At 71.8% G+C, this 23,295-nt stretch carries 22 protein-coding genes; 9 read left to right on the forward strand and 13 right to left on the reverse strand.

The window, feature by feature from the left end:
* Positions 1 to 397: 397 nt before the first annotated feature.
* The 4 genes from KZQ38_RS31875 to KZQ38_RS37345 all read left to right on the forward strand — a co-directional run bounded on the left by KZQ38_RS31875 (position 398) and on the right by KZQ38_RS37345 (position 4,790).
* A complete protein-coding gene (locus KZQ38_RS31875) occupies positions 398 to 1,747 on the forward strand; it encodes a class I adenylate-forming enzyme family protein (RefSeq protein WP_219447524.1) in 1,350 nt (449 codons plus the stop codon).
* Positions 1,748 to 1,878: 131 nt separating this feature from the next.
* Positions 1,879 to 3,045, forward strand: coding sequence for a cytochrome P450 (locus KZQ38_RS31880; protein ID WP_219447526.1), 1,167 nt, complete (start codon positions 1,879 to 1,881; stop codon positions 3,043 to 3,045).
* Between the two features lie 72 nt (positions 3,046 to 3,117).
* The gene (locus tag KZQ38_RS31885) at positions 3,118 to 4,089 is read left to right on the forward strand and encodes an FkbO/Hyg5 family chorismatase (RefSeq protein WP_257902765.1); all 972 of its coding nucleotides are present in this window, start codon (positions 3,118 to 3,120) and stop codon (positions 4,087 to 4,089) included.
* Between the two features lie 218 nt (positions 4,090 to 4,307).
* Entirely contained in the window at positions 4,308 to 4,790 is a 483-nt protein-coding gene (locus tag KZQ38_RS37345; RefSeq protein ID WP_219447530.1) for a DUF6294 family protein, read from the forward strand.
* A 47-nt stretch (positions 4,791 to 4,837) separates the two neighbouring features.
* Here KZQ38_RS37345 and KZQ38_RS37350 read toward each other — a convergent pair whose 3' ends face one another.
* On the reverse strand, positions 4,838 to 5,323 hold the full coding sequence (locus tag KZQ38_RS37350; RefSeq protein WP_219447532.1) for a methylated-DNA--[protein]-cysteine S-methyltransferase: 486 nt from the start codon (positions 5,321 to 5,323) through the stop codon (positions 4,838 to 4,840).
* Positions 5,317 to 6,309: an LLM class oxidoreductase gene (locus KZQ38_RS31900; RefSeq protein WP_219447534.1), complete on the reverse strand. Its 993-nt coding sequence runs from the start codon at positions 6,307 to 6,309 to the stop codon at positions 5,317 to 5,319. The genes KZQ38_RS37350 and KZQ38_RS31900 overlap by 7 nt, the downstream gene beginning before the upstream one ends.
* A gap of 91 nt (positions 6,310 to 6,400) precedes the next feature.
* Here KZQ38_RS31900 and KZQ38_RS31905 point away from each other — a divergent pair, with 91 nt between their 5' ends.
* From KZQ38_RS31905 to KZQ38_RS31915, 3 genes are all read left to right on the forward strand, one after another.
* The gene (locus tag KZQ38_RS31905; RefSeq protein WP_219447537.1) at positions 6,401 to 7,006 is read left to right on the forward strand and encodes a TetR/AcrR family transcriptional regulator; all 606 of its coding nucleotides are present in this window, start codon (positions 6,401 to 6,403) and stop codon (positions 7,004 to 7,006) included.
* A 417-nt stretch (positions 7,007 to 7,423) separates the two neighbouring features.
* Positions 7,424 to 8,605: a CynX/NimT family MFS transporter gene (locus KZQ38_RS31910; protein ID WP_308258692.1), complete on the forward strand. Its 1,182-nt coding sequence runs from the start codon at positions 7,424 to 7,426 to the stop codon at positions 8,603 to 8,605.
* Positions 8,606 to 9,203: 598 nt separating this feature from the next.
* Positions 9,204 to 10,484: a M14 family zinc carboxypeptidase gene (locus KZQ38_RS31915; protein ID WP_219447541.1), complete on the forward strand. Its 1,281-nt coding sequence runs from the start codon at positions 9,204 to 9,206 to the stop codon at positions 10,482 to 10,484.
* A 98-nt stretch (positions 10,485 to 10,582) separates the two neighbouring features.
* Here the strand turns inward: KZQ38_RS31915 and KZQ38_RS31920 are convergent, their stop codons facing one another.
* On the reverse strand, positions 10,583 to 11,152 hold the full coding sequence (locus KZQ38_RS31920; RefSeq protein WP_219447543.1) for a TetR/AcrR family transcriptional regulator: 570 nt from the start codon (positions 11,150 to 11,152) through the stop codon (positions 10,583 to 10,585).
* Positions 11,153 to 11,308: 156 nt separating this feature from the next.
* On the opposite strand from KZQ38_RS31920, the gene KZQ38_RS31925 reads away from it, so the two are divergent.
* Positions 11,309 to 12,151: an alpha/beta fold hydrolase gene (locus tag KZQ38_RS31925; RefSeq protein WP_219447545.1), complete on the forward strand. Its 843-nt coding sequence runs from the start codon at positions 11,309 to 11,311 to the stop codon at positions 12,149 to 12,151.
* A gap of 64 nt (positions 12,152 to 12,215) precedes the next feature.
* On the opposite strand, the gene KZQ38_RS31930 is transcribed toward KZQ38_RS31925, so the two are convergent.
* The 7 genes from KZQ38_RS31930 to KZQ38_RS31960 all read right to left on the reverse strand — a co-directional run bounded on the left by KZQ38_RS31930 (position 12,216) and on the right by KZQ38_RS31960 (position 19,260).
* Positions 12,216 to 13,427, reverse strand: a complete 1,212-nt coding sequence (locus tag KZQ38_RS31930; RefSeq protein WP_219447554.1) for a putative glycoside hydrolase — start codon at positions 13,425 to 13,427, stop codon at positions 12,216 to 12,218.
* 531 nt (positions 13,428 to 13,958) lie between these two features.
* Complete coding sequence (locus KZQ38_RS31935) at positions 13,959 to 14,759, reverse strand: TIGR03084 family metal-binding protein (protein WP_219447556.1); 801 nt, start codon at positions 14,757 to 14,759, stop codon at positions 13,959 to 13,961.
* 90 nt (positions 14,760 to 14,849) lie between these two features.
* Complete coding sequence (locus KZQ38_RS31940; protein WP_219447558.1) at positions 14,850 to 15,854, reverse strand: carboxymuconolactone decarboxylase family protein; 1,005 nt, start codon at positions 15,852 to 15,854, stop codon at positions 14,850 to 14,852.
* A gap of 19 nt (positions 15,855 to 15,873) precedes the next feature.
* Complete coding sequence (locus tag KZQ38_RS31945) at positions 15,874 to 16,530, reverse strand: DUF6239 family natural product biosynthesis protein (RefSeq protein ID WP_219447560.1); 657 nt, start codon at positions 16,528 to 16,530, stop codon at positions 15,874 to 15,876.
* On the reverse strand, positions 16,515 to 17,060 hold the full coding sequence (locus KZQ38_RS31950) for a hypothetical protein (RefSeq protein ID WP_219447562.1): 546 nt from the start codon (positions 17,058 to 17,060) through the stop codon (positions 16,515 to 16,517). The genes KZQ38_RS31945 and KZQ38_RS31950 overlap by 16 nt, the downstream gene beginning before the upstream one ends.
* Positions 17,057 to 18,694, reverse strand: coding sequence for an FAD-dependent oxidoreductase (locus KZQ38_RS31955; protein ID WP_219447564.1), 1,638 nt, complete (start codon positions 18,692 to 18,694; stop codon positions 17,057 to 17,059). Before KZQ38_RS31955 ends, KZQ38_RS31950 begins: the two co-directional genes overlap by 4 nt.
* The gene (locus KZQ38_RS31960; RefSeq protein ID WP_219447566.1) at positions 18,691 to 19,260 is read right to left on the reverse strand and encodes a DUF5987 family protein; all 570 of its coding nucleotides are present in this window, start codon (positions 19,258 to 19,260) and stop codon (positions 18,691 to 18,693) included. The genes KZQ38_RS31955 and KZQ38_RS31960 overlap by 4 nt, the downstream gene beginning before the upstream one ends.
* 486 nt (positions 19,261 to 19,746) lie before the next feature.
* Here KZQ38_RS31960 and KZQ38_RS31965 point away from each other — a divergent pair, with 486 nt between their 5' ends.
* The gene (locus KZQ38_RS31965; RefSeq protein ID WP_219447568.1) at positions 19,747 to 20,523 is read left to right on the forward strand and encodes a helix-turn-helix domain-containing protein; all 777 of its coding nucleotides are present in this window, start codon (positions 19,747 to 19,749) and stop codon (positions 20,521 to 20,523) included.
* A gap of 32 nt (positions 20,524 to 20,555) precedes the next feature.
* On the opposite strand, the gene KZQ38_RS31970 is transcribed toward KZQ38_RS31965, so the two are convergent.
* Genes KZQ38_RS31970 through KZQ38_RS31980 form a run of 3 tightly spaced genes read right to left on the reverse strand, consistent with a single transcriptional unit; the run spans position 20,556 to position 23,295 of the window.
* Entirely contained in the window at positions 20,556 to 21,890 is a 1,335-nt protein-coding gene (locus KZQ38_RS31970; RefSeq protein ID WP_219447570.1) for a cytochrome P450, read from the reverse strand.
* A complete protein-coding gene (locus KZQ38_RS31975; protein WP_219447572.1) occupies positions 21,887 to 22,246 on the reverse strand; it encodes a hypothetical protein in 360 nt (119 codons plus the stop codon). Before KZQ38_RS31975 ends, KZQ38_RS31970 begins: the two co-directional genes overlap by 4 nt.
* Positions 22,243 to 23,295 carry an enediyne biosynthesis protein gene (locus tag KZQ38_RS31980; protein ID WP_308258693.1) on the reverse strand — a complete coding sequence of 351 codons (1,053 nt, stop codon included), beginning with the start codon at positions 23,293 to 23,295 and terminating at the stop codon, positions 22,243 to 22,245. Before KZQ38_RS31980 ends, KZQ38_RS31975 begins: the two co-directional genes overlap by 4 nt.

A 23,295-nucleotide genomic window follows, 5' to 3' on the forward strand; every position in this document is an offset into this window, starting at 1 on the left:
CGGCCACCCGGACGCGACGTCCGGTGGTGTCCTCCTGTGCGACCACGGATCCTCCTCCTCGGGGCAGCACCCAGCCCTGCGCCAGGCACACCGTGTGCGGTCGGTTCGCTCGGATCTCCGAGTCCTGGCGAGCGGTTGTCCAGAACGGGCGCGCCGCCGCGTCGCCATCCCACGTGCGGGTTCCGAGCCGAAAACCCGGCCGATGACGGAAATTAGTTCGCCCCGGTGCGCCGCGGCAAACGTTCGACCGCGCGGCGGACCCTTGCGGCGCAAGGGGTTTCCGTGCCGGCGGCGAACGCGCCGCCGAACAGCGCCCGGGTGCGGCCCGGACGCTGGACGCGGGGAAATCCATGGCGGTACGGCTTAGTCGTCGCATCGAACCGCCGAGGAGGAGCTGATGGGCACGACCCTGGACCAAGTGCTGGCGGACGCGGGCCGCGACGCGGCCGTCATCGTCGCCGGCGACCGCCTGAGCGCCTCCGGGCTGCGGACCGCCGGAGCGCGGTTGGCGGAGGAACTCGCGAACCGCTTCGCACAGCCGCGCTTCCTGGTCAGCTCCACCGCCGACGCCGCGTTGATCACGACCATCGCGGTGGCCGCCGGCCACCTGGGCGCCGCCGTGCTGTACCTCGACCCGACCGCGGACCCGGGTGACGGGGGCGTGCTGCTCGGCGACCGTCCGATCGGGAACGGCGTCCGGCTGGGCGCGGGAGTTCGCGACTGCCACGCGCTGGACCGCGGCCCGGCCGCCGGCGTGGAGTCGCTGCCCGCGGATTCGGTGCTGTTCCGGACTTCCGGCTCCACCGGCGCACCGCGTGCCGTGGTGAAGCCGTTCTCCCGGGTGCTCAACGACAGCCGCCGCATCGCCGACGCCCTGCACGGCCGGGGACCGGAGCCCGTGGTCTCCTCCGTGCCGGTCTTCCACTCCTACGGCTTCACCCACGCCCTGCTCGCGGGTTTCCTGGCGGGGGTGGCGACCACCTACCGCGCGCCCACCACGCTGCCCGCCGCGTTGGCCGCGACCGTCGCCGACACCGGTGCGCGCACCCTCGTCGGACTCCCGGTGCAGTACCAGCTGATCGCGACCACGCCACCGCACCGGTTCGCCGGGCTCGCCCGCGCGGTGTCGGCGGGCGCCCCGCTGCCGGCGGACGCGGTGCGGCGCATCCACGCCGACCACGCGTTCACGCTGCTCAACGCGTTCGGCGCCTCGGAAGCCGGAACCATCACCATCACCGACACCGCGGACCTGGCCGCGGCCAACGGGATCGGCGAGCCGCTGCCCGGCGTGCGGGCGGAGATCGACACGTCGGGTGAGCTGCTGACCTGGACCGACGCCCTGGCCACCGGCTACCTCGACGGGGGAGTGCTCCGGCCGCTGCCGCTGCGCGACGGCTGGTACCGCACCGGCGACCTGGCCGAGCGCGGCCCGGACGGGCTGCGGATCACCGGCCGCGTCACGGACGTGATCAACATCGCCGGGCGGAAGACCACCAGGGGCCGGCTGGAGTCGGTGCTCGGCGGGCACCCCGACGTGCTGGAGGTCCAGGTCGTGATCGCCCTGGACGAGACGCGGGGTCAGGTCCCGGTGGCACGCGTGGTGTCCAGGCACGGCGGCCCGGTGCCCGACCTGCTGAGCTGGAGCCGCGAGCGGTTGGCCGATTTCGAGGTGCCGCGCCGGGTGGAGCTGTGCGCCGAGCTGCCGCGCTCCGCCACCGGGAAGCTGCTCTACCGCGACGAGCGGTGACCGTGTTCGACCGCGGAGGTCCACGGTCGAACGCGGCCCCGGCACGCCGGGAGCCGCCCTCAACCGAACGATGTGGAGGGGAACGAGTGCAGGCGTCAGACCACTCCGGACAGTTCTTCGACCTTCACGCCATGAAGGAGCGCTACTACGCCGATCCGCACGCCGTCCTGCGTGAACTGCGCGAAGCCGGCCCGGTGCACCGGGTCCGCACGCCGAGCGGCGACCCGGCGTGGCTGGTCGTCGGCCTGGACGAGATCCGCGCGGTGCTCACCGAACCGACCATGAGCAGCGACCTCGGCCACTGGGCGGGACTGCCCGAGGAGGAGCGGGGCGGCAGCTCGATCCTGGGGATGCTCACCTGCGACGAGCCGCGGCACCGCGAACTCCGGAACCTGGCCGCGGGCGCGTTCGCGCCGTCCCGGGTGGCCCGGTTCCTGCCCCGCGTCGAGGCCGTCGCGGCCGAGCTGCTGGACGCGGTCGGGCACGCGCCGGAGGCCGAGCTGGTCGAGCAGTTCGCCTACCCGCTGGCGATCACGGTGATCACCGAGCTGCTGGGCGTGCCGCACCTCGACCGGGCCGCGTTCCGGGCGTGGACGAACGCGACGGTGACCGATGGCGACGGCGAAGGTGTCATCGCGGCGTCCAGGGAGCACGTCCGCCAGGTGGTCCGGGAGAAGCTGGACCGCCCCGGCGACGACCTGCTCACCGAGATGATCAACGCCGAGGTCGACGGCGCACCGGCGATGAGCTTCGAGGAGCTGGTGTCGATGACCTACCTGCTGCTCATCGCCGGGCACGAGAGCACCACCAACCTGATCGCGAACACCACGCTCACCGTGCTCGAAGACCCGGGGCTGCGGGCCCGCGTCCTGGCGGGGGAGGTGCCGGTCGAGCAGCTGGTCGAGGAGTCGTTGCGCTTCGACCCGCCGTTGATGCTCTCCACCGGCCGCTTCACCACCGAGCCGCTGACCGTCGGCGGGGTCGGCATCCCCGGCGGCGGGGAACCGGTGCTGCTGGCCTACGCCGCCGCCGAGCGGGACCCGGCGGAGTTCGCCGAACCGGACCGCTTCTGCCCGGCCCGCCGCATCCGCCGCAGCCTCGCCTTCGGCGGCGGCAAGCACTACTGCATCGGGCCGGCGCTGGCGCGGGCGGAGGCGACCACGGCCCTGCGCGCGTTGTTCGACCGGTTCCCCGGGCTGACCCTGCTGGAACCCGCGTCCCGGTGGCGCAGCACCGTGACCCGCGGCGTCCGCCGGCTGCGGGTCGGCCTGGGCGCGGCGCCCGCCCGATCGTCCTGAAGCCGGGTCCCATCGGCGACCCGAGAGCCCACGCGTCCCTCCACCCGACCGAAGGAGCAGCACGTGATCACCATGGCCTACAGCCCGTTCGCACCGGTGGCACCACCGGAGCACGTGCTCGGTGTGGTCCGGCACGCGCCCGCCACCGGGGAACCGGCCTCGGTGGACCCGTGGCCCGCGGTGACGTTGCACACCGCGGCCAACCCCGACCAGTCCTTCCACGAGATCTGGACCAGCACCCGGCCCGTCCGCACCGGGCGGTACAAGAACCTCGTCTACGGCCACGACGGCGAGACGTTGTTCTGCGCCGCCGACCTCCCCGACGCCGACCGGTTCCGGGACGACGTCCGCGAGACCTACCTGGCCCTGGTGGAACTGGCGCGGGACCTCGGCTACCACCTGTTCCGCGTGTGGAACCACGTCGCGGGCATCAACGCGGACAACGCCGACGGCCTGGAGCGGTACCGGGACTTCTGCCAGGGCCGCGCCGAAGCGCTGGAGGACGCCACGAAGGACTGGATCACCGACCTGCCCGCGGCGAGCGGCGTCGGCGCGCTCGGCGGCGGGGTGGTGGTGTACTGCCTCGCCTCGCGGACCCGGCGACCGGTGCACTTCGAGAACCCCCGGCAGGTACCGGCCTACCGCTACCCCCGGCAGTACGGCCCGCGGTCGCCGAGCTTCGCCCGCGCCAGCCTGGTGCCCGGCACCACCGGTCCGGCGGACGGCCTGCTCTACGTCTCCGGCACCGCCAGCGTCGTCGGGCACGAGACGGCGTTCCCGGGCGACCTGAAGCGCCAGTGCCGCACCACGGTGGAGAACCTGGACCACCTCCTGAAGCACGTGGGGGAGCAGACGAACACCTCGATCGGGCTGGGTGACTTCCGCTTCGCGAAGGTCTACGTCCGGCACGACGCCGACGCGCCGTTCGTGGCCGAGGAGTTCCGCCGGACTTTCGGCGACAACACCGCGCTCCAGGTGCTCAGCGTCGACATCTGCCGCAGCGACCTCCTGGTGGAGGTGGAGGGGGTCGTGGAGATGGCGTGATGACCGGAAACCGCGACCGGTGCGCGGTGCGTGACGAAAATGGGCAGAAAGCCATCTGAGAAAACCGGAATGCGCACCCACTGAAACACTCGGCAACCTCGGCAGTCCCGCATTTCCCAGGAGTCGCACACGTGTCGCCCGGTGTCCCCCGTTTGGTGGATTGTGGCCGTGTTTATGCTGGTCGGACACGGTATCGGGGACTACTGGGAGGGGTTACCGTGAAGATCAAATCACGCTGGGTGAAAATCACCGGGGCAATGCTCGCGCTCGCGATGAGCACAATTCTCCTCACGCCCGCGTCAGCGAGCGCGCAGGTGCCGGAAGCGCAGATCTCGACGGGGGTGCAGGTGTCGGCCACCGCGCAGGCCGTGTGCAGCGGGGCGGGTTCCTGCTGGTTCACCTGGGGGCGCATCAAGGCCGGCGACTGCACCATGGACCGCGCGAAGTGGACCCTCAACCGCGACGGCAGCGCGTCGTTCGAAGCGGTGATCACCAGCAGCGACAGCAACGACGCCTGGCTGATGTGGGTCGACGCCCTGGACAGCTCCAGGTTCGTGCTGGGCGCCATTCACCACAACGGCGATCCCAAGTTCGTCAAGGGGACCGTCAAGAACCAATGGCACTGGTGGTTCGCGCGCGGGAGCTTCAACGCGGACTTCTTCGACCGGATCGACAGCATGCGGTTGAAGAGCCACTGCTAGCACCACCCGCGGCTGGTGGGTCGGCACCCCGACCCACCAGCCGGTGGTCAACCCCGGCTCTCGTGGGCCCGCAACCACTGCTTGACGGAGAGGCCCCAGCTGTAGCCGCCCAGGCCGCCGTCGACGCGGTGCACCCGGTGGCACGGCACGAAAAGCCCGACCCGGTTGACCGCCGCCGCCCGCCCGGCCGCACGTGGCGCGGTGGGCAGGAGGTCGCGGTACGTCGCCGTCTTCCCGGCCGGCAGCTCGCGCAGGCGTTGCCAGACCTGTTGCGTCAGCGGTGTTCCCGGCTGGCGCACGGCGACGGTGTCCAAAGCGGACAGTTCCCCGGCGAAGTACGCCCGTGCGGCGGTCAGCGCCGCGGTCGGCCCGTTCCTCGGCGCGGTGCGGAACCCGGGGACGCGCAACGAGGCGAACAGCTCCTCGGCGGTCCTGGCGAACCCGCACGCGGCCACCGCGCCGTCGGCGTGGGTGACGATCACCAGCGGACCGACCGGCGTGTCGAGCACTTCGCTGCCCAGCGGTGTCACCACACCGGGGCCAGCGGCGCGGGTGCGGCCAGGGCCGGGAAGTGCGGCACGACCTCCTCCGCGAGCTGGGCCACGGCTTCCGCCGCGGGGCGCAGGCCGTGCTGGACGCCGAGCGCCGCGTGGTTGATGCCCGCCTCCTGCCAGCGGTGCAGCATGTCGAGCAGGCCGTTCGTGCCGGTGCGCACCACGAACCCACCACGCAGCGGGGTGGGCGGGTGGTGCGGGTCCTCCACGAGTTCGATCCACTCGTTGGTGGCCACCGGCTTGAACCCGCCGCCGGGGATGAGCGCGCGCCAGGCCGCCGCCCGCTGCCCCAGGGCGTTGCTGCCCGTGGGGCCCGGGTAGACGAGCCAGCCGTCGGCGTGCTCGGCGATCCACTCCGGCGCCTGCTGGGAGCTGCCCGTGACCAGGAGCGGGATGCGTTGGGTGACCGGCTTGGGCAGCAGGTCCACGCCCTGCATGCGGCCCAGCGGGGACGTGATGGTCGGCTTCACCGATTCCAGCAGCTCCCGGAACACCCGCACGGTTTCGCGGTAGCGCTCGCCCCTGGACGCGAAGTCCACGCCGTAGGCGGGGAACTCGGCGGCGCGGTCGCCCGACGCGGCGCCCAGCACCAGCCGGCCGCCGGAGAGGTGGTCGAGGGAGGCGGCCTGCTTGGCCAGGTCGATCGGGTGGCGCAGCGGGAAGATCGCGCTGCCGGCGGCGAGCGCGGCGTGACGGGTGTGCGCGGCGAGCCAGGCCAGGTACGTCCACGGGTCGTAGACCTGCCCGATGTCGCCGAAGGACGGGTCGAACAGCGGGATGTCCCGCACCCAGATGGCCGCGAACCCGGACCGGTCGGCCAGCTGCACCACTTCGCCTTGGCCCGCCATGTCGGCCATGTCCCCGGTGTACTGCCACAACGGGAGGAACAGCCCGACCGTCAGGCGGCCGGGGGCGAACATAGCGCGGAACCCGGGGTGTTCGGTGAACGCGTGTGCTTCGGGCACGCCAACCTCCACTTGAGTAATCGTTCAAACACAGCCTAGCCCGCTCTGGAGTGAACGCTCAACCAGGCCCGTGGTCCAGTACGCTGTGGGGGTGCAGGCGCAGACGAGCGGAGCCCCGGTCGGGGAGGCGGGCGACAGCCGGACGCGGATCGTGCGTGCCACCGCGATGCTGTTGCAGCGCCAGGGCTACGAGGGCACGTCGATCAAGCGGATCAGCGCGGAGGCCAAGGTCACGCAGGGCTCCGTCTACCACTTCTTCCCCGGCGGCAAGGAACAGCTCGCCGTCGAGGCCCTGCGTTACGGGGCGGAGGAGTTCACCGAGCTGCTGCGTGCCGGGCTGGACAGCGCCGAGGACCCGGCCGAGGCGGTGGCCGCCTGCGCCCTGCGGCTCGCGGACACCCTGCGCGTGTCCGGCTGGACCGACGGCTGCCCGGTGGCGGCCACCGCGCTGGAGACCATCGGGGCGTCACCCGACCTCCAACGCGCTTCCGACGAGGCGTTGCGCCAGTGGCAGGACCTGCTGGCGGCCAAGCTCATCACGGGCGGCATCCCGGCCGACGCGGCCCGCGGGCTGGCGTCCACGATCCTCAGCACCCTGGAGGGTGCGGAACTCGTCTGCCGCGTCTCGGCCGGCGACCAGGCACTGCGCACGGCGGGTCGGCACCTGGCGATGCTGGTTCGCCTGCACCTCGGCTGATTCCGGGACCACTTGACCCGCCGGCCTGGTGGATCCGCTTTTCGACTACCTGTGATCGGGGGCATCGGCACTCCTCGGCCTCGGCATTCCGGCAGTTCGTGGAGGGGCGCTACGCGCGACCGCACCTACCGGGAGACAGCGCCGAGCGGCGGTCGGCATTCGTTGTCCGACAAGCGATCCGCAGGCGCTCTGCTCGCTGTGGCTCGGGCCGTGCGCCGATCATGTCATGAGCAAAGCCGTGTTTGACTGGTTACGTTCCGTTGTCCTAGGCTCGCCGTCATCGGGTCGGCAGCACGACGCACCTGACACCTGCTGAGCCCGGCACGTGGGCCTGATTCGGGGATGTCAATGGGAACTCCGCGGTCCGCGTCGAGGCAGGACCACGTCGCACGGCCGGCCGCCGGTGAACCCTCGCGGGTGTCGTTGGTCGTCGTCGGCGTGGCGATCGTGCTGATCGCCACCAACCTCCGGCCCGCCATCACGGCACTGTCGCCGTTGTTGCCGCAGGCGCAGGTCGAAACCGGGTTCTCGGCCGGGGTCATCGGGCTGCTCACCACGGTTCCCATGGTGGTCTTCGCGATCATGTCCGGGTGGGTGCCGGGCATCGGGCACCGGATCGGGCTGGAGGTGGCGATCGCCGCCTCGATGGTGTTGCTGGTGGTCGGTTTCCTGCTCCGCCTGGCACCGTCCGGGTTCGCCCTCTTCGGCGGCACGGTCGTGGTGAGCGTGGCGATCAGCGTCGGCAACGTCCTGCTGCCCACGCTGGTCAAGCGGGACCACCCGGGGCGGGTCGGGTTGATGACCGGGCTCTACACCATGGGCCTCAACATCGGGCCTGCGCTCGCGGCCGGGCTGACCATCCCGCTCCAGGGGCTGACCGGCGTCGGCTGGCGGGGTGCGCTCGCGTGGTGGGCGGTCCTGGCGGGGATCGGCCTGCTCTGCTGGGTTCCCGTGCTGCGCCACCGGACGCGTTCGGCCGGGACGGCGGCATGCCGCTCGATGCACGCCATGCTGCGCGAGCCGCTGGCCTGGGCCGTCACGGTCTACTTCGCCCTGCTCTTCCTGGTCTTCTACACGGTTTCCGCCTGGCTGCCGACAATCCTGGTCGACGCCGGGCTGGGCGTCGCCACCGCGGGGACCATGCTGTCGGCGATCAGCGTCGTCGCGATCCCGTTCGCCCTGCTGTCCCCGATCCTCGCCGGGCGGACCCGGAGCCAGGTCTGGTTGTCGACGCTGGGCACCGGCCTGCTGCTGGCAGGGTTCCTCGGGGTCCTGCTGGCGCCGCTGGATGGCACGTTGCTGTGGATGGTGTTGCTCGGCATCGGCCAGGGCGTCACCACGGGGGTCTGCTTCGTGCTCATCGTCCTGCGTTCGCCGGACGCGGAACGGGCCGCGCAGCTCGCAGCGATGACCCAGACCGTCGGGTACGTGCTCGCCGCGGGTGGGCCGTGGTCGGTGGGTGCGCTGCACGACCTGCTCGACTCCTGGACGGGGCCGTTGGTGTTGTTGATCGCGCTGGTGTTCGTGCAGTTGTCGACCGGCCTGATCGCGGGTCGGGACCGCCAGGTCGGTTCCACGACCGGCCGAGCGATTCGCTAGTCCCGCACCCGGCGACGGGGTGGGCGGCGACGTGCAGCCGGGTGCGGGACACGGCCGCGCACTCCCGCAACCGCTCCCGCCGGTCGGCGAGCAGGAAGTAGACCAGGGTCATCCCGCACTCCGCCCCGATGCGCTCGGCGAAGCTGCCGCCGGGGGTGAAGTGGTGCATGTGCCACCGGTAGCCGTCGTGCTCGACCAGTCGGGGCGTGGTGCCGACGTCCCTGCCCACGTCGTTGAGCAGGGTGACCGCAGCCCGGTCCGATTTCGCGCGCAGGACCGCGACCAGCCTGCCGCGCATCACCCGCACGGCGAGCAGGCCCTCCTCGCCCAACGGGCCGACCCGCTGTGGTTCCGTCGCACCCGGTCGTGCGGAGCCCGAAATGCCCAGCACCTCGACGTGGTGCGGAGCCCGAAGTGTTCACAAAGGACGGTGCCGAACGCGTTTTCGGCTCGGCAGGGGGAATTCCGGTGGATTCACCCGGCAGGCGTACTCCGCGTGGCGGGCGCGGCCAACCGGGTGTAGTGGGCTCCCGGAACAGACGTGACTAAGTAGTATCGGATTCCTGTGTTGACTGTCATATCTGCGAGGAGCCATTACATGCCCGCACGCAGACGACCCGCCACACTGATCGCGTTGAGCACCCTCGCGCTGCTCGTCGGCGCGGTGCCCGCGCACGCCGGACAAGTGCAGGCAGAGCAGGCGCTGCCCGCGCCCACCTGTAGCGAGAAGCCCCGGGAACTACCCGTCCACGAGTTCACCGACCACCGGGAACTGGGCGTCGAACTCGACCGCGTCGCACGGACCAGTGCCGGCCGGGTGCGGGTGGACCTGCTAGGTCGGAGCAACCGCGGCCGGGAGATCTGGGGTGCCCGGGTCGGCACCGGCCGCAAGGTGGTGCTGCTGACCAGCGAGATCCACGGCAACGAGAAGACCGGCACGGACGCGTTGCTGTCCCTGCTCGACTGGGTCGGGACCAGCGACAGCGCCAAGGCCAGGCGTTGGCGCAGCGAGCTGACCATCGTCGCCGTCCCGAAGATGAACCCCGACGCCGCCGAACTGGACCGGCGCGCCAACGACATGACCTGGGACGAGGTCACCGCGCGCTTCCCGCACCTGCGTGGCAGCGGGCCGTCGTGGAACTACTACACCGGTTCGGTGCAGGGTGACGACTACTCCGCCCGGCCGGGGTTCGACATCAACCGCGACTACCACCCGAACCTCGACTACGTGCCGCGCAAGGAGGACTTCCCCGGCACGTCCACGCGACCCGGCTGGTACATCTCGCCCGAGACGCGCATCATCCGCGACGTCTACCGCGGGCTCACCGCCGAGTTCGGCAAGGTGGACACCTACATCGACCTGCACCACCAGGGCGCCTGCTACGTGATGCCCGACGACCACGACCGGTTCGTCACGCTCTCCATCTCCGGCAAGTTCGTCGACAACCCGGCCACCACGCCGGGCCTGGAGGAGTACGCGGGCAAGTACGACCTGGACTACTCGAAGCGGCTGAACGTCGCCGTCCACAACGCCCTCCAGGCCGCCGCCGCGAACCGGCCGGTGTTCGGGAACGTCACCCTCTACCCGCAGGACACCAACCTGCCGGGCACCGGGCTCGGTTCCTTCGCGCTCAACGGCAGCGGCACCGTCCTGTTCGAGGTCCGCGGGCAGACGCAGACCCTCGGCCAGCAGCACCGCGCCACCCTGACCCGCGCCGTCTACATCGGACTGGACGGTGTGCTGTCCAGCATCGCCAGCGGTCAGGTGCACCAGCTCTCACCGGCCGACTACGACCGCATCCCGCCACGCGGGCCGAACATCGGCGAACCCGGCGAGGACGGTGGGCACACCGCCGACGACGTGCGGGAGTTCGGCTGACCGAGGACCGGGCCACCGCGGCTCGCGTCCGGACGCCGACCACGCCGAGGTCGCGCGATCGGCACGTGCGGGCGGGACGGTGTCGTCGCCGTCCCGCCTCAGCCGTGTTCCGCGCCGAGCAGCAGGTCGGGGAGCCGGGTGAGGGCCCGCGAGAACGGCCCGCCGTCGCCGAACAGCCTGCCGTACACCAGGCCGCCCTCGGCTTGGGCGAACGCGTCCTCCGCCAGGGCACGGGCCTCCGCCTCGGTGCGCCCGGCGCGGCGGGCGACCTCGGCCATGGCGGAGATCCACACGTCGGCCACCGCGGCGGCGCGGCGGCGGACGCGTTCCGGCGCCCCGCTCAACGGCAGGGTGTCCAGCACGCACGACAGCAGGCCGCCGCCGTAGAACGCGCTGATCAACTCCGCGGACCGGGTGACACCGGCACGCGCGTCGGTGTCGGTGCGCATCGGCGTCAGCAGCTCGTCGAACAGCCGGTGCACGCGTTCCAGGACCGCTTCGGCCATCTGCGCCTTGCCCTCGGGGAAGCGGTGGTAGAGGCTCGCGCGCTTCAAGCCCGCGGACTCCGCGAGGGCGTTCAGCGACGCGCCCTCGTAGCCGGCGGTGCGGAACACCTCGGCGAGACGGTCGTAAAGCTCGTCGTCGTGGACGGACGGTGGACGGGCCATTGATCACGTTTACCGAACGAACGGTCGGCGCGCAAGCCCCCGGGCCCCACCGCCGGTGTCGTCTTCGTCGCATTGCTTTACCGATCGTTCGGTAATAGCTTCGCCGGTGTTGCTCCACAGCGACGACCAAACGGACGACCTCCGGAAGGAACCGACATGCCGTACATCACGGTGGGACAAGAGAACAGCGCGGAGATCAAGCTCCACTACACCGACCGCGGCACCGGGCGACCCGTGGTGCTGATCCACGGCTACCCGCTGTCCGGCGCGTCCTGGGAGAAGCAGGAGCAGGCGCTGCTGACCGCCGGCCACCGCGTGATCACCTACGACCGGCGCGGCTTCGGCAAGTCCGACCAGCCCGACACCGGCTACGACTACGACACCTTCGCCGACGACCTGGACAAGGTGCTCACCACGCTCGACCTGACCGACGTGACGCTGGTCGGCTTCTCGATGGGCACCGGCGAGGTGGGCCGCTACCTGGCCCGGCACGGCGCCGCGCGCGTGGCCAAGGCGGCGTTCCTGGCTTCCCTGGAGCCCTTCCTGCTCAAGACGGACGACAACCCCACCGGTGTCGACGCCGCCGTGTTCGAGGGCATCCAGGCCGCGGCCAAGGCCGACCGCTACGCCTGGTTCGACCAGTTCTACCGCGACTTCTACAACCTGGACGAGAACCTCGGCACCCGGATCAGCGAGGCCGCCGTGCGGACCAGCTACGCGGTGGCCGCCGGCGCGGGCGCGAAGGCGTCCTGGGCCGTGGTGCCCACCTGGCTGACGGACTTCCGGGCGGACATCCCGAAGGTCGCCGAGACCGGCGTGCCGACGCTGATCGTGCACGGCACCGCCGACCGGATCCTGCCCGTCGACGCCAGCGGGCGGGAGTTCGCCAAGCGGTTGCCGAGCGCGGAGTACGTGGAGATCGAGGGCGCGCCGCACGGGCTCCTGTGGACCCACGCGGACGAGGTGTCCGAACTGCTGGTGCGCTTCCTGGCCAAGTAGCCCGGGTCGCGTGTGACGGCGATGGCTCCGCACGGAGGTGCGGAGCCATCGCCGGGCAGGGGTCCTAGCAGGACTTGCGCAGGACCGTCCCCGAGGTGCCCGGGAGGTCGACCGAGGTCACGTTCGCGCCCTTCTCGTCCATGTGCGGGCCACCGAGGTCCACCTTCACCGCGGCCGAGTTCGTCGGGTTCGCGTTCACCACGACCGTGCCGCAGGTGAAGTCGCGCCGGAACACGTTGTTCGCCACCGAGTAGTAGGGCTTGGCCGCCTGGCCGAGTCGCCACTCGTAGATCGGGCTCTCCGGGGTCGGGTCGCCGTAGGCGTCGGCACGTGGCATCGGCGTGATCGCGGCCTTGTCGCCGATCGCCATGTAGTAGCTCGCCATCGCGTACCGCTGCGGCTGCTCCTTGCCGGCGGTGAAGTGCGGCTGCACCATCACGATCTTCCCGCGCGCCTCGCTGGAGGTGATCTCCGCGACCTGCTTGCTCCAGCCCTGGGGGTACTCGGTCACCAGGTCGGTGTCGCTGAACACCAGCCACCACTCGTCGAAGCCACCGTCGACGTGGTCGATGTAGGTGTCCCACGCGTTGTTGTGCAGGCGGGCGTTGGACAGGTTGGCCACCGTCTTCAGCTTCGCCTCGGCGAACCGGCCCTTCAGGTTGGACAGCATCGAGACGTACGCGGCCTGGAACGCTTCATTGGTCGGGTACTTCTTCGGGCACACGCCGCTGTGGTAGGCGTCGCACGGGAACAGCGCGTTGTCCATGAGCACGCCGTCGAAGCCGGTGCCCTTGGCGTCCTTGATCACGTTGGCGGCCCAAGCGTCCTGGTAGGCGGTGTTGCCGACGTCCATCTGCCAGTGCCCCGAGTACCCGCTGTACTCGAACCTCTTGCCGTCCGGCCCGGTCAGGAACCAGTCGGGGTGCTCGCGCTCGGTCGCGCAGAACCCGACGCCGGTCGGCAGGTGCTGGTCGTCCGCACCGTTCTTGCAGGCGTAGGAGCGGGTGGAGGACAGGTCCTTGTACACGAAGACGGACAGCCGCGGGTTGCTCGCCTTCAGCTTCTTGAGGAGGTCGCCCTCCCAGGCGTTCAGCACGACGTACTGCCGCCGCTTGGCCTCCGCCGCGGCCACCTCGTCGGAGACCGGCGTGCTGTTGAGGTGCAGCCAGAACGACTGGGCCTCGCCGACCCCGATCTCGCCTGCCACGACGTCCGCCTCCGGCGGGTCCGCCACCGCGGAGGGACCGACCACGAGGGCGGTCGCCACCGCGGTCACGCCGACCGCTCCGCGAATACGTGCAAGCCTGTCGCGAGGGTGCGCGGCACCGTTCCTGAAATTAAACATGACTTACCTCGCCGTACTCTTGACGTCCGTTTACCGAGTACCGCCAACGAACGTGAAAAAGCTTCTGGCTAGCGGCGACGGAGCAGGTCGGACGCGGTACGTCGGCGAGCACATGCAGCGTGCGCGCCGTCCCGGCACCTGTCGACCCTGTCTCCGGATCGCTCTGCGGTAATCATCGGAATAGCCGGACGGGGCGCTTGGGAAACCCTTCGGGGGAAACATCGGGCGGCTTCGCCGCTTGTGGTGGAAATTGTTTATCGATCACCGCCCGGTTACCTCGGCCGGGTGACAAGTCCCCATCACCCGTCCGACCAGGCGTTACGCCCGGACCGGCATGATCGCGGTGACCCCGCCGCCCCGAGCGGGCGATCGCCGCGGGTACAGGCGGCGCGGCCGGGGCCCGTCACGCGATCCGCCCCGCCGCACAGGGCGACGGGGCGGATTCGCCGACACGGTCCGAGGTCAGTTCCCGCGACCGAACTGGCCGGGTGCGCGACCGGCCCCGGCCGGGCCGCGGTACGCCTGCGCGATCTCCAGCCAGTGCTCGGCGTGGTCGCCGGTGGCGGTCAGGGACAGGTCGGCGTGGTGGCGGCGGCGGGTGACCAGGAGGCAGAAGTCGTTGGCGGGTCCGGTGATCCGCTCCGGGCTGTCCTCCGGGCCGAACGCCCACACCGCGCCGGACGGTCCGGTCACCTCGAAGCGGAACTCCACGGCCGGCGGCGTGAGGCCGCGGGCCTGGTAGCCGAAGTCCCAGGTGCGCACCCCGAACTCGACCAGGCGGCGGAGGCGGTCGGTCGGCTCGCGCCGCACGCCGAGCGCGTCGGCGACGTCCTGCCCGTGCCCGAACATCTCCATGAGGCCCGCGGCGGCCAGCACGACCGGCGGGATCGGCCGCACCAGCCACGGCACCGGCTGGTCGGGCACCGCACCCGCGAGCGCCTTCCCGGCCGCCGCGCGCTCCTCCCGCCACCGGGCCAGCAGCACGTGCGGCGGCTCGGCCAGGTACTCCGCGAGCGCGGCGTCCACGTTGGCGGCGAAGTTGTCGCTCAACCGGCTCAGCAGCGCCCGGAAGCCGTCCGGGTCGGTGACCGCGGTGGTGGCCATCCGGAACGTGGCGGCGAGGTGGGCGATCTGGTGGGCGACGGTCCAGCCCGGTGCCGGCGTGGGCGTCCGCCACCCCGCCTCGTCCAGCCCGGCGACGAGGGCGTCGAGTTCGTCGCCCGCCTCGGCGAAGTCGGACACCGCGTTCCGCAGATCATCCATTGTCGTGCCCTTCTCCCGAGAACAGCGTTGGTGGGACGGAGATCCCGGTGGCGTCGACCGGGTGGTGGGAAGGATCCCACCGGGCCCCGCTCACGATCTTCCTGGTTCGTGCTCGGCGGTCGGCCCCGCGGCGAGCACCGCGCCCGCGCGGCGGGCGGCGGTGAAACCCGCCCACGCGACCAGCTCGACCAGGCTCCGGTCGGCGGGGTGGTGTCGGCGGAACGCGGTGACCACCGCGTCGTCGACCTGGTACGAGGCGAGCGCGGTCACCAGCGCCAGCCGTGCCGCCGGTCGGTCGGCGGGCGCGAGGTCGGCGACCTCGTCCTCCACCCAGGCGCGGCTCGGACCGGGTGGTGGCTCACCGGTCCAGGTGGACAGTCTGGCTGCGACGTGCTCGCGAACCCCTTGCGGCACCGAGCGTTCGCCGCCGCGCTCGACGGCGGCGGCGACACGTGCGAGCGCGTCGGCGACGTGCGGTGTGCTCGCGGCCCACGCCAGGTCGACCGGGAGGGGCGCGGCGGGCAGCAGCGCGCCAGCCGTGCCGACGTCCCGCGGTCGTCGCGCGGTCCGGCGCACGACCCGGCCCAGCACGCGCAGCCCCCAGCCGCGTGCCCGGTCGGACATCCACGGTGGCAGGGGGGAGTCGTCCAGGAACACGTTGGCCACGCGGTTGAGGTAGTGGAACGCCACGGCCACGCCGGTGAACTCCGCCGCCCACGCCGCCGGGAAGGGCGCGGGGCCACCCCGTGCCCAGACCGCCAACCGGTCGTCCGGCCCCTCGCCGAGGGCGTGCGCCGCCGCCTCGTGCACCTCGACGCAGTACGGGCAGGCGTTGACGGTCGACACCGCCGCCGCCGCGTTCTCCTTGGCGGCGCGGTCGGCCGACCCGACGACCAACGTCTCACGCAGCAACGCCCAGCACGCGGCCAGCGCTTCGGGCGCGGGGGAGTGCAACGCCACCGGCGGCGCGATCATGCCGAAATCGCGGCCGACCTGCCGGTAGACCTCGCGCACCACACCGCGTGCCGCACCGGGTCGCACCGGCGTGACGTGCCTGACCCCGCGCAGGGGAAGGCCGGCCAGCGGTCCGTTCATCACCGTCTCCTCGTGGCGTCTACGCGTCGAACGGCCGCATCACGGCCACCTGTGCCGTCGCCGCGATCACGGCGCAGGACAGCAGCGCGGCGACCGCGCCGACCACGACCCGCGCCGCGCGGGAACGGGGCCGCCAGGCCGCGGCCCACGACAGGCCGGGAAAAGCGAGCACCAGCGCGGTGTGCAGCAACGCACCGAGCGCCTGCTCCTCCCAGGACCCCAGCCAGGCGCGGGCGAACACCACCGCGGCGACGCCCGCGGACGCCGCGATCGCCCACGGCGCGACACCGCTGAGCCGGGTGTGCCGCGGGTTGCGCGACAGGATCGGCAGCAGCGGCGCGCTCGCCGCGGCCAGGGCGAGCACCGCGACCTGCGGCGGCATGTCCAGCACGTCGGTCAGCATGAGCTGGAGCACCACCAGCACCGCGGCGGCCCAGGCCACCGCCGCCGAGGTCGTCCGGCCCGGGGTGGGCACGAACGTCCGCAGCAACGCGAAGCCGGTGACTACGGGCATCGCGCTGAGCATCGCCAGTCGCGGCACCAACGGCCCGATGACGATCGGCGAGGTGATCACGTGGTCGTGCCCCTGGGCCACGGCCGGCGTCGCCGTGACGAGCACCAGTGCTCCGGCGATCAGGGCGCCGCCCGCGGCCCGAGTGCTCAGTGCCGTGCGCACGAGCACATGTCCGACGAATGCCGACGTCGGTGGAGGACCATCGCGACGACCATCGGGGCGAACACGATCGCGTTGTAGAACAGGTGCAACTCGACCCGGGGGAAGACGAGTTGCGCGATGCTCGTCGGCTGGACCGCGCCCAGCAGGTACGCGCCGGTCAGCGCCTGGAGCAGCAGCAGCAGGTGCTCGAAGTGGTGCCAGACCTGGATCCACAGGGCGGTGTCCCACCAGCGGCGGGCGCTACCCGAGAAACCGTGCCGCAGCACCACGAACCCGACCAGCATCACGACGGCGTAGCCGTAGTGCAGCCACTCCGAGGTGACCAGCCACGGGAACACCAGGCCCAGCACGCCACCGGCGGCGGGCCGCGGCCAGTCGAGCGCGTAGATCTGGATGGCCTGGGTGATGTGCTCGGCCCAGTGCCCGAGCACGATCACCAGGTAACCGAACAGGGCCAACCGGTGCCAGCGCAGGTTGAGCGCGGCGATCGGCGGGCTCAGGCGGAACGGTGGTTCCACGACGTGGCTCATGGCGCACTCCTGACCATCGGACCGGTGGTGCCGCTGCCCGGCAGCGGAGCGCCGTACGTGACCTGCACCCCCCTGGCGCGTGCCGCCTCGACGATGCCGGGCACGGCGCGCTCGGCCAGGGCCGCGATGGTCATGGCCGGGTTGACGGTGAGCGCGCCGGGCACCGCGGAGCCGTCGGTGACGAAGATGCCGGGGTGGCCGCGCAACTCGTGGCGGTCGTCCAGCGCCGAGGTCGCCGGGTCGTCGCCCATGCGGCAGGAGGACAGCGGGTGCACCGTGTACGCGCCCACCACGTCATTGGTCCACGGCGTCACCGTGGCCAGCCCGTCGCGTTCCAGGATGTCCTTGACCTCGGCGTCCGCGAGCGCCCAGGCGCGCTTGGTGTTCGCCGTCGGCTGGTAGCTCAGCGTGCCGCGCCCGAGCATCTGCTGCGAGATGCGGTAGGCGTTGCCGGTCGGCGGCGGCGGGCCGAACACGCCCTCGTTGTCGTCCTCGACCATCTCGAAGACGGTCAGCCACGACTGCCAGCGGCGGAGCATCTCCTTCTTCGCCACGCCGAACCACGACGGGCTGCCCGCGGGGCCGGCGGCCTGGGCGAGGATGGTGCCCAGACCGGGCGGGAAGTACAGCTGCTCCAGGGAGAAGCGCTCGTACTCGGGCAGCGCGGCGTCCAGGCGGTCCCAGCTGGCCACCACCGGACCCTTGCCGATCTGGTTCGCCAGGTAGGCGCGCCCGTCGCCGCGGTCGAGGCCGAGCACCTCGCGCACGCGGTCCTCGTTGACGACGGCGGTGTTGAGCCGTTCGCCGTTGCCGGAGAAGTACCGGCCGACCGCGTGCGGCAGCGCGCCCAGACCCTCCTCGGACCGCTGGAGGATCACCGGTGTCGCGCCCGCGCCCGCCGCCAGCACGACGATCTTGGCCGTGATGGTCCCGGAACCGGTGTGGACCCGGTAGTCGACGCCGTCGACGTGGTCGTAGTGCACGCGGTAGCCGCCGTCGTCGGTCCGCTCGATCCGCTGCACCTCGTGCAGGGGCCGGACCTCCGCGCCGTGCGCCACCGCGCCGGGCAGGTAGTTGAGCAGCAGCGACTGCTTGGCGTCGAACCGGCAGCCCGCCATCATCCAGTTGCAGTTCGTGCACAGCGAGTTGTCGACGCCGCTCGGCACGGGGTTCGCGGTCCGCCCCGCGTGGTGGCAGGCCGCCGCCCACAGGCCACCCGCGTAGGTCACGTCGGACCAGTCCTGCTTGCGCACCGGGATCGCCTCGGCCACGCGGTCGTACCAGGGGTCGAGCGAGTCGCGGGACAACGCGGCCGGCCACATGCGACGGCCGATCGAACCGTGGCGCTCGAAGACGAACCGGGGCGCTCGGGGGAGGGCCGCGAAGTAGACGACGCTGCCGCCGCCGACGCAGTTGCCGCTGAGCACGCTCATGCCGTCGCCGGCGACGAAGTCGAAGACCCGCGTGTAGGAGGAACCGAGCAGGAAGTCGTGCTCGAAGTCCTTGCCCTCCAGCCACGGCCCGCGCTCCAGGACCACGACGCGCGCGCCGCCCGCCGCCAGGTGGTAGGCGGTGATCGCGCCGCCGAACCCGCTGCCGACCACGAGGACGTCGGTGCTCTCCTCGGCGCTCATGCGGGGCTGCCCGAGGGCGTCGTGGCCGGGTGGAGGTCGGCCAGCTGTCGGCCGTAGGAGAACTCGCCGAACCGCCACAGGCCGTCGGCCTGCGGTGGCGCGAAGCCCATTGTCGCCAGCCCCGGGTGGCCCGCGGCGAGGGCGTCCGCGGTGCGCATGTGGGGCGCGGTGTCGAACGCCATGGTGCAGAACAGGGCCAGCAGCACCCAGCCGTCCTTCTCCGGGTGGCCGGGCGCGGTCAACCGCGCGACCAGCGCCGTCCGGTGTTCGAACGGCAGCGCCACGAACGCGGGCAACCCGGTTTCCAGGTCCACGCCGTGCTCGGCCGCGTAAGCCTCCGCGTGGGCGTTCAGCCCGGCCGCGTAGTGGTCGAGGCCGGCGGCGAGGCCGGGTGCGGGCTGCTCCAGCAGCTCCACCGCGCCCGCCGCGACGGCGCCGCCACCGGTGGCCGCGCCCGCGATCGCCCGGTCGTCGGGTGTGCGCTTCTCACCCGGGACGATCGTGTCGGCGAAGGACTCCAGGGTCGCGGTCCGGCTCCGCCGGTCGTCCGAGTCACCTGATCGCACGCGCCTTCCTTTCCACGCCGAGTGCCGACAGGTCCGCCCGGAAAACAGTCGGCGACCGGCCGATGAATGAGGGCCTGACGCCGGAGCGGCGATTCGGCCGAAGAGTCCCCGGGCAGGCTCCGATTCGATTGACCGCGCGACGCCCGTCGGTTGTTTTTTGATCACCTTCACCGTACGCTGCGGCCTCTTTTTCCACGTCTCCAAACTTGCTCTGGAGTCTGGAATTCGGCTGATCGAGTGTACCGGCGCGGCCGTCCGCACGCATTCTCACGGAGAGTGAGCATATTCCTGACAGGCTCGTTGCTTGTGCGTCAAAAATGCGACTGCTATGCTGGCAAATGCTGTTGTCCGTCGGGGGCCTGGGGTGGGTGAATATATTGACCGGTGCGTACAGATAATGTGGCCGGCAGGTGGGTGGACCAATTCTTCGATCAGTGCCCCCGAGGCGGGGGCGGGCATGAGCCGTCTGGTTCAGCGGGAGGGCTGATGGAGGGCGACGTCGAGCACGCGGTCCGGAAAGTCGTCGAGACGATGCGGGAGAGGCCCGGCGAGCAGTTCACGATCGACGACATGGCTCGCACGGCGATGTTCAGCAAGTTCCACTTCACCAGGATGTTCCAGCGCGTCACCGGGGTGTCCCCCAGCAGGTTCCTGGCGGCGGTGCGGTTGCAGGAGGCCAAGCGGCTGCTGGTCTCGACGTCGTTGAGCGTCACCGAGATCAGCCTCCGGGTGGGGTACAACAGCGTCGGCACCTTCAGCTACCGCTTCCGCACCAGCGTCGGCCTCTCGCCGTCGCTGTACCGGGAACTGGGTGAGTGCACGCAGCAGATGTGCCTGGACAGCAAGCCGCTGCTGACGCCGTCCGCCGCGCCCGCGACGACCCTGCGCGGCCGGATCGGCCGACCGCGGGAGGGTGACGTCGGCCTGGTCTTCGTGGGGCTGTTCCCCGGCAGGCTGCCGCACGGCCGGCCGGTCCGCTGCACCGTCCTGCCCGGCCCCGGCTCGTACGTGCTGAACGACGTGGTGCCCGGCACCTGGTACCTGCTCACGCACTCGGTCTCCGCCGACCGCAGCGAGATGCTGCGCCTGCACGACCACGACCCCGGCCTGTTCATCGGCTCGATCGGTCCCATCACCATCCGCCCCGGCACGAGCACGCGGCTGCCGGAGATCACGCTCCGGCCGGCCGACGCGCTCGACCCGCCGGTGCTGCTCTCGCTGGTGAGCTTGCGCACCAACGCGTTGGGCAGGCGCCGGGACTGACCGCGCCGCCCACCGGTCCGCACCCGGCCCCTTCACGCCGGGTGCACCGTGACGGGCAGCCCACCGCGCATCCGCAGGGACAGCATGGGTTCGGGCACCGCCCGGTGACCGGCCGCGGTGCGCAGCCGCAGGTCACGCGCCAGCAGCGCGGTCGCGAACGTCGCCTCCACCAGCCCGAGCTGCTGGCCCACGCAGAACCGGGGTCCCGCGCCGAACGGCAGGTAGGCGTAGCGCGGCCGACCGCCCGACCGGTCGGGCAGGAAGCGGTCCGGGTCGAAGCGGTCCGGCTCGTCCCACAGGCCCGGGTGCCGGTGCAGCGTGTACGGGCAGATCAGCACGTCCGAGCCGGCGGGCACCCGGTAGCCGGCGACGTCGTCGTCCTCCTTGGCCTGGCGGGTCAGGATCCAGACCGGCGGGTAGAGCCGCATCGACTCGTTGAGCACCGCGGCCGTGTAGGTCAGCCGGGGCAGGTCCGCGAACGTCGGCAACCGGTCGCCGAGCACGTCGACGGCCTCCTCGCGCACCCGGCGCAGCACGTCGGGGTGCCGGTCGAGCAGGTACCACGTCCAGCCCAGGGTGCTGGCGGTCGTCTCGTGGCCCGCCAGGAGCAGCGTGACCAGGTCGTCGCGCAGTCGCCTCGGGTCGTTGTTCCGGGTGGCCGCGATCAGGCGGGTCAGCACGTCGTCGCCCTCCGGCCGGGGGTGGCGCAACCGGTCCGCGGTGAGGCGTGCCACCACGTCGTCCAGGTAGCGGCGCGCGCGGCGGAACCGGAGCTGCCCCGCCAGCGGCACCCACGTGGGCACCAGGCCCATCGTCTCCATCTCGAACATCGCCTGGTCCTGCACCACGCCGAACGCCCGGCCCGCACCGGTGAAGGCGTCGAGGTCGGTGTCCAGCAGGGTGTGGCCCAGCACGGCCAGCGTGAACCCGGTCAGCTCGTCCACCAGGTTCACCGGCCCGGCGGCGCCCCGGAGGCGGGCGACCAACGCGCCCGCCTCCCGCGCCACGACGTCCGCCCGCGCCGCGATGCGCTTGTGCGCGAACGCCGGCTGCACCACCCGCCGCTGCTCACGCCACCGCTCGCCGTCACTGGTCAGGAGACCGTCGCCGAGCGCGCGCCTGGCCTGGATGTAGCCGATGCCCTTGCGGTAGTTGGCGGGGTTGTCGGCCAGCACGTGCTTGGCGTGGTCGGGGTGGTTGAAGAAGTACAGCGACTTGGGGCCGATGGTGATCTTCACCGCATCGCCGTACGCCTCCGCCGCCGACCGCATCATCCCGAGCCGGTCGAAGATCAGTTGGCGCAGCAAACCCGGTGCCGCGCGCAGCGGCGTGGTGGGGGGTGACACGGCACGTCGGGCGGTGGTCATCGCGCCACCTCCGGTGGTGGGACGAGGTGCGGCGCGGCGGACATCTCGACGGGCTGACCGGTGACCCGGCCGCTGGGTGCGGCCGGGGCGGTCGAGCGGCTGTCGGGTGCGGCAGGGTCGGCGGTGTGGCCGCCGGGTGCGGGCAGGTTGACGCTCCGGCTGTCGGGTGTGGCCGGGTTGGCGAGCCGGCCGCCGGGAGCGGGCAGGTTGACGCTCGAACCGCCGGGTGTGGCCGGGTCGGCGGTGTGGCCGCCGGGGGTGGGCAGGTCGGCGACCCGCCCACCGGGCCGGCAGCACGGGCGGCGCACCACGCGGGTGGGGCGGTCCGCGGGGAGCGGACCGCCGTGGGCGTTCATCGGGCCACCCGGTGGTCCGCGACCGGCTCCGCGACGACGGGGGACGCGGCGACCGGCTCGGTGGCCGGCGCGTGGCCGTTGCCCGTCGGCACGGCGATCGGGTCCGCCGTCACCTCGGCCTCCCGCGCGGCGGCTTCGAGGGCGGCGCGCTCGGCGCGTGCCTTGTCCACGAAGTGCACGCCCCACAGGAACATGCCGCGGATCAAGCACACGCCCGCTGTCGCCAGGAACAGGCCGTAGGCGATGTGCACGGCGGTCAGCAGGCCGTAGGCCAGCGCGACACCACCGCCGAACGCGATCTGCGCGGACGGCCTGGACGGTGTCGTGCCCGGGTCGCTCACCATGTAGTTGGTGAACAACACGAACGCGACGCCGGTCATCATGCCCAGCGCGGCCGGGATCGAGGTGCCGAAGACCAGACCGCGGACCACCGCCTGGAGCGCGAACACCACCAGCCACGCGCCGACCAACCACACACGACCGGTCAGCTTGGCGTTGAGCATCGTGCCCGACACCAGGATGACGACCACGATGATCCAGCCGACCCAGGTGTCCACGTGCTCGGTGAAGTGGTACGGCGGCGCGATGCTGGCCCACGGGAACAGCAGCAGGATGACCGCGATCCCGAGGTTCGACGGGTTCATGTAGTGCCGCAGCCGCCCGCGCACCGGTGCGCGCAGCACCCACTTCGCGCTCACCGCGACGACCACGCCGAACACCATCACCAGCACCTGGTCGTTGACGTAGGTCAACATGTTCAGCGCGAGGCCGGTGATGTGGGCCGGGTACAGGAACTCCAGCACGCCCTTCACGCCGCCCCCGGCGTACCGCGGGGCACGCCCCTCGGCCTTCGCCGCGACGAACTCCAGGACGAACTCCGTGGTGTACGCCGTGAACAGCGCGATGAACGGCCACAGCCAGGGCTGCTCGAACCCGAGCACCGTGTAGCCGAAGATGTTGAAGATCGAGATCGAGATCGCGAACCGGCGCAGCGCGATGACCACCTTGGCGTCGTGCCGCGGTGAGACCCGCGCGTTCTCCTTCGCCAC

It is taken from the genome of Saccharothrix obliqua, from assembly GCF_019375475.1.
GTDB classification, from domain to species: domain Bacteria; phylum Actinomycetota; class Actinomycetes; order Mycobacteriales; family Pseudonocardiaceae; genus Actinosynnema; species Actinosynnema obliqua.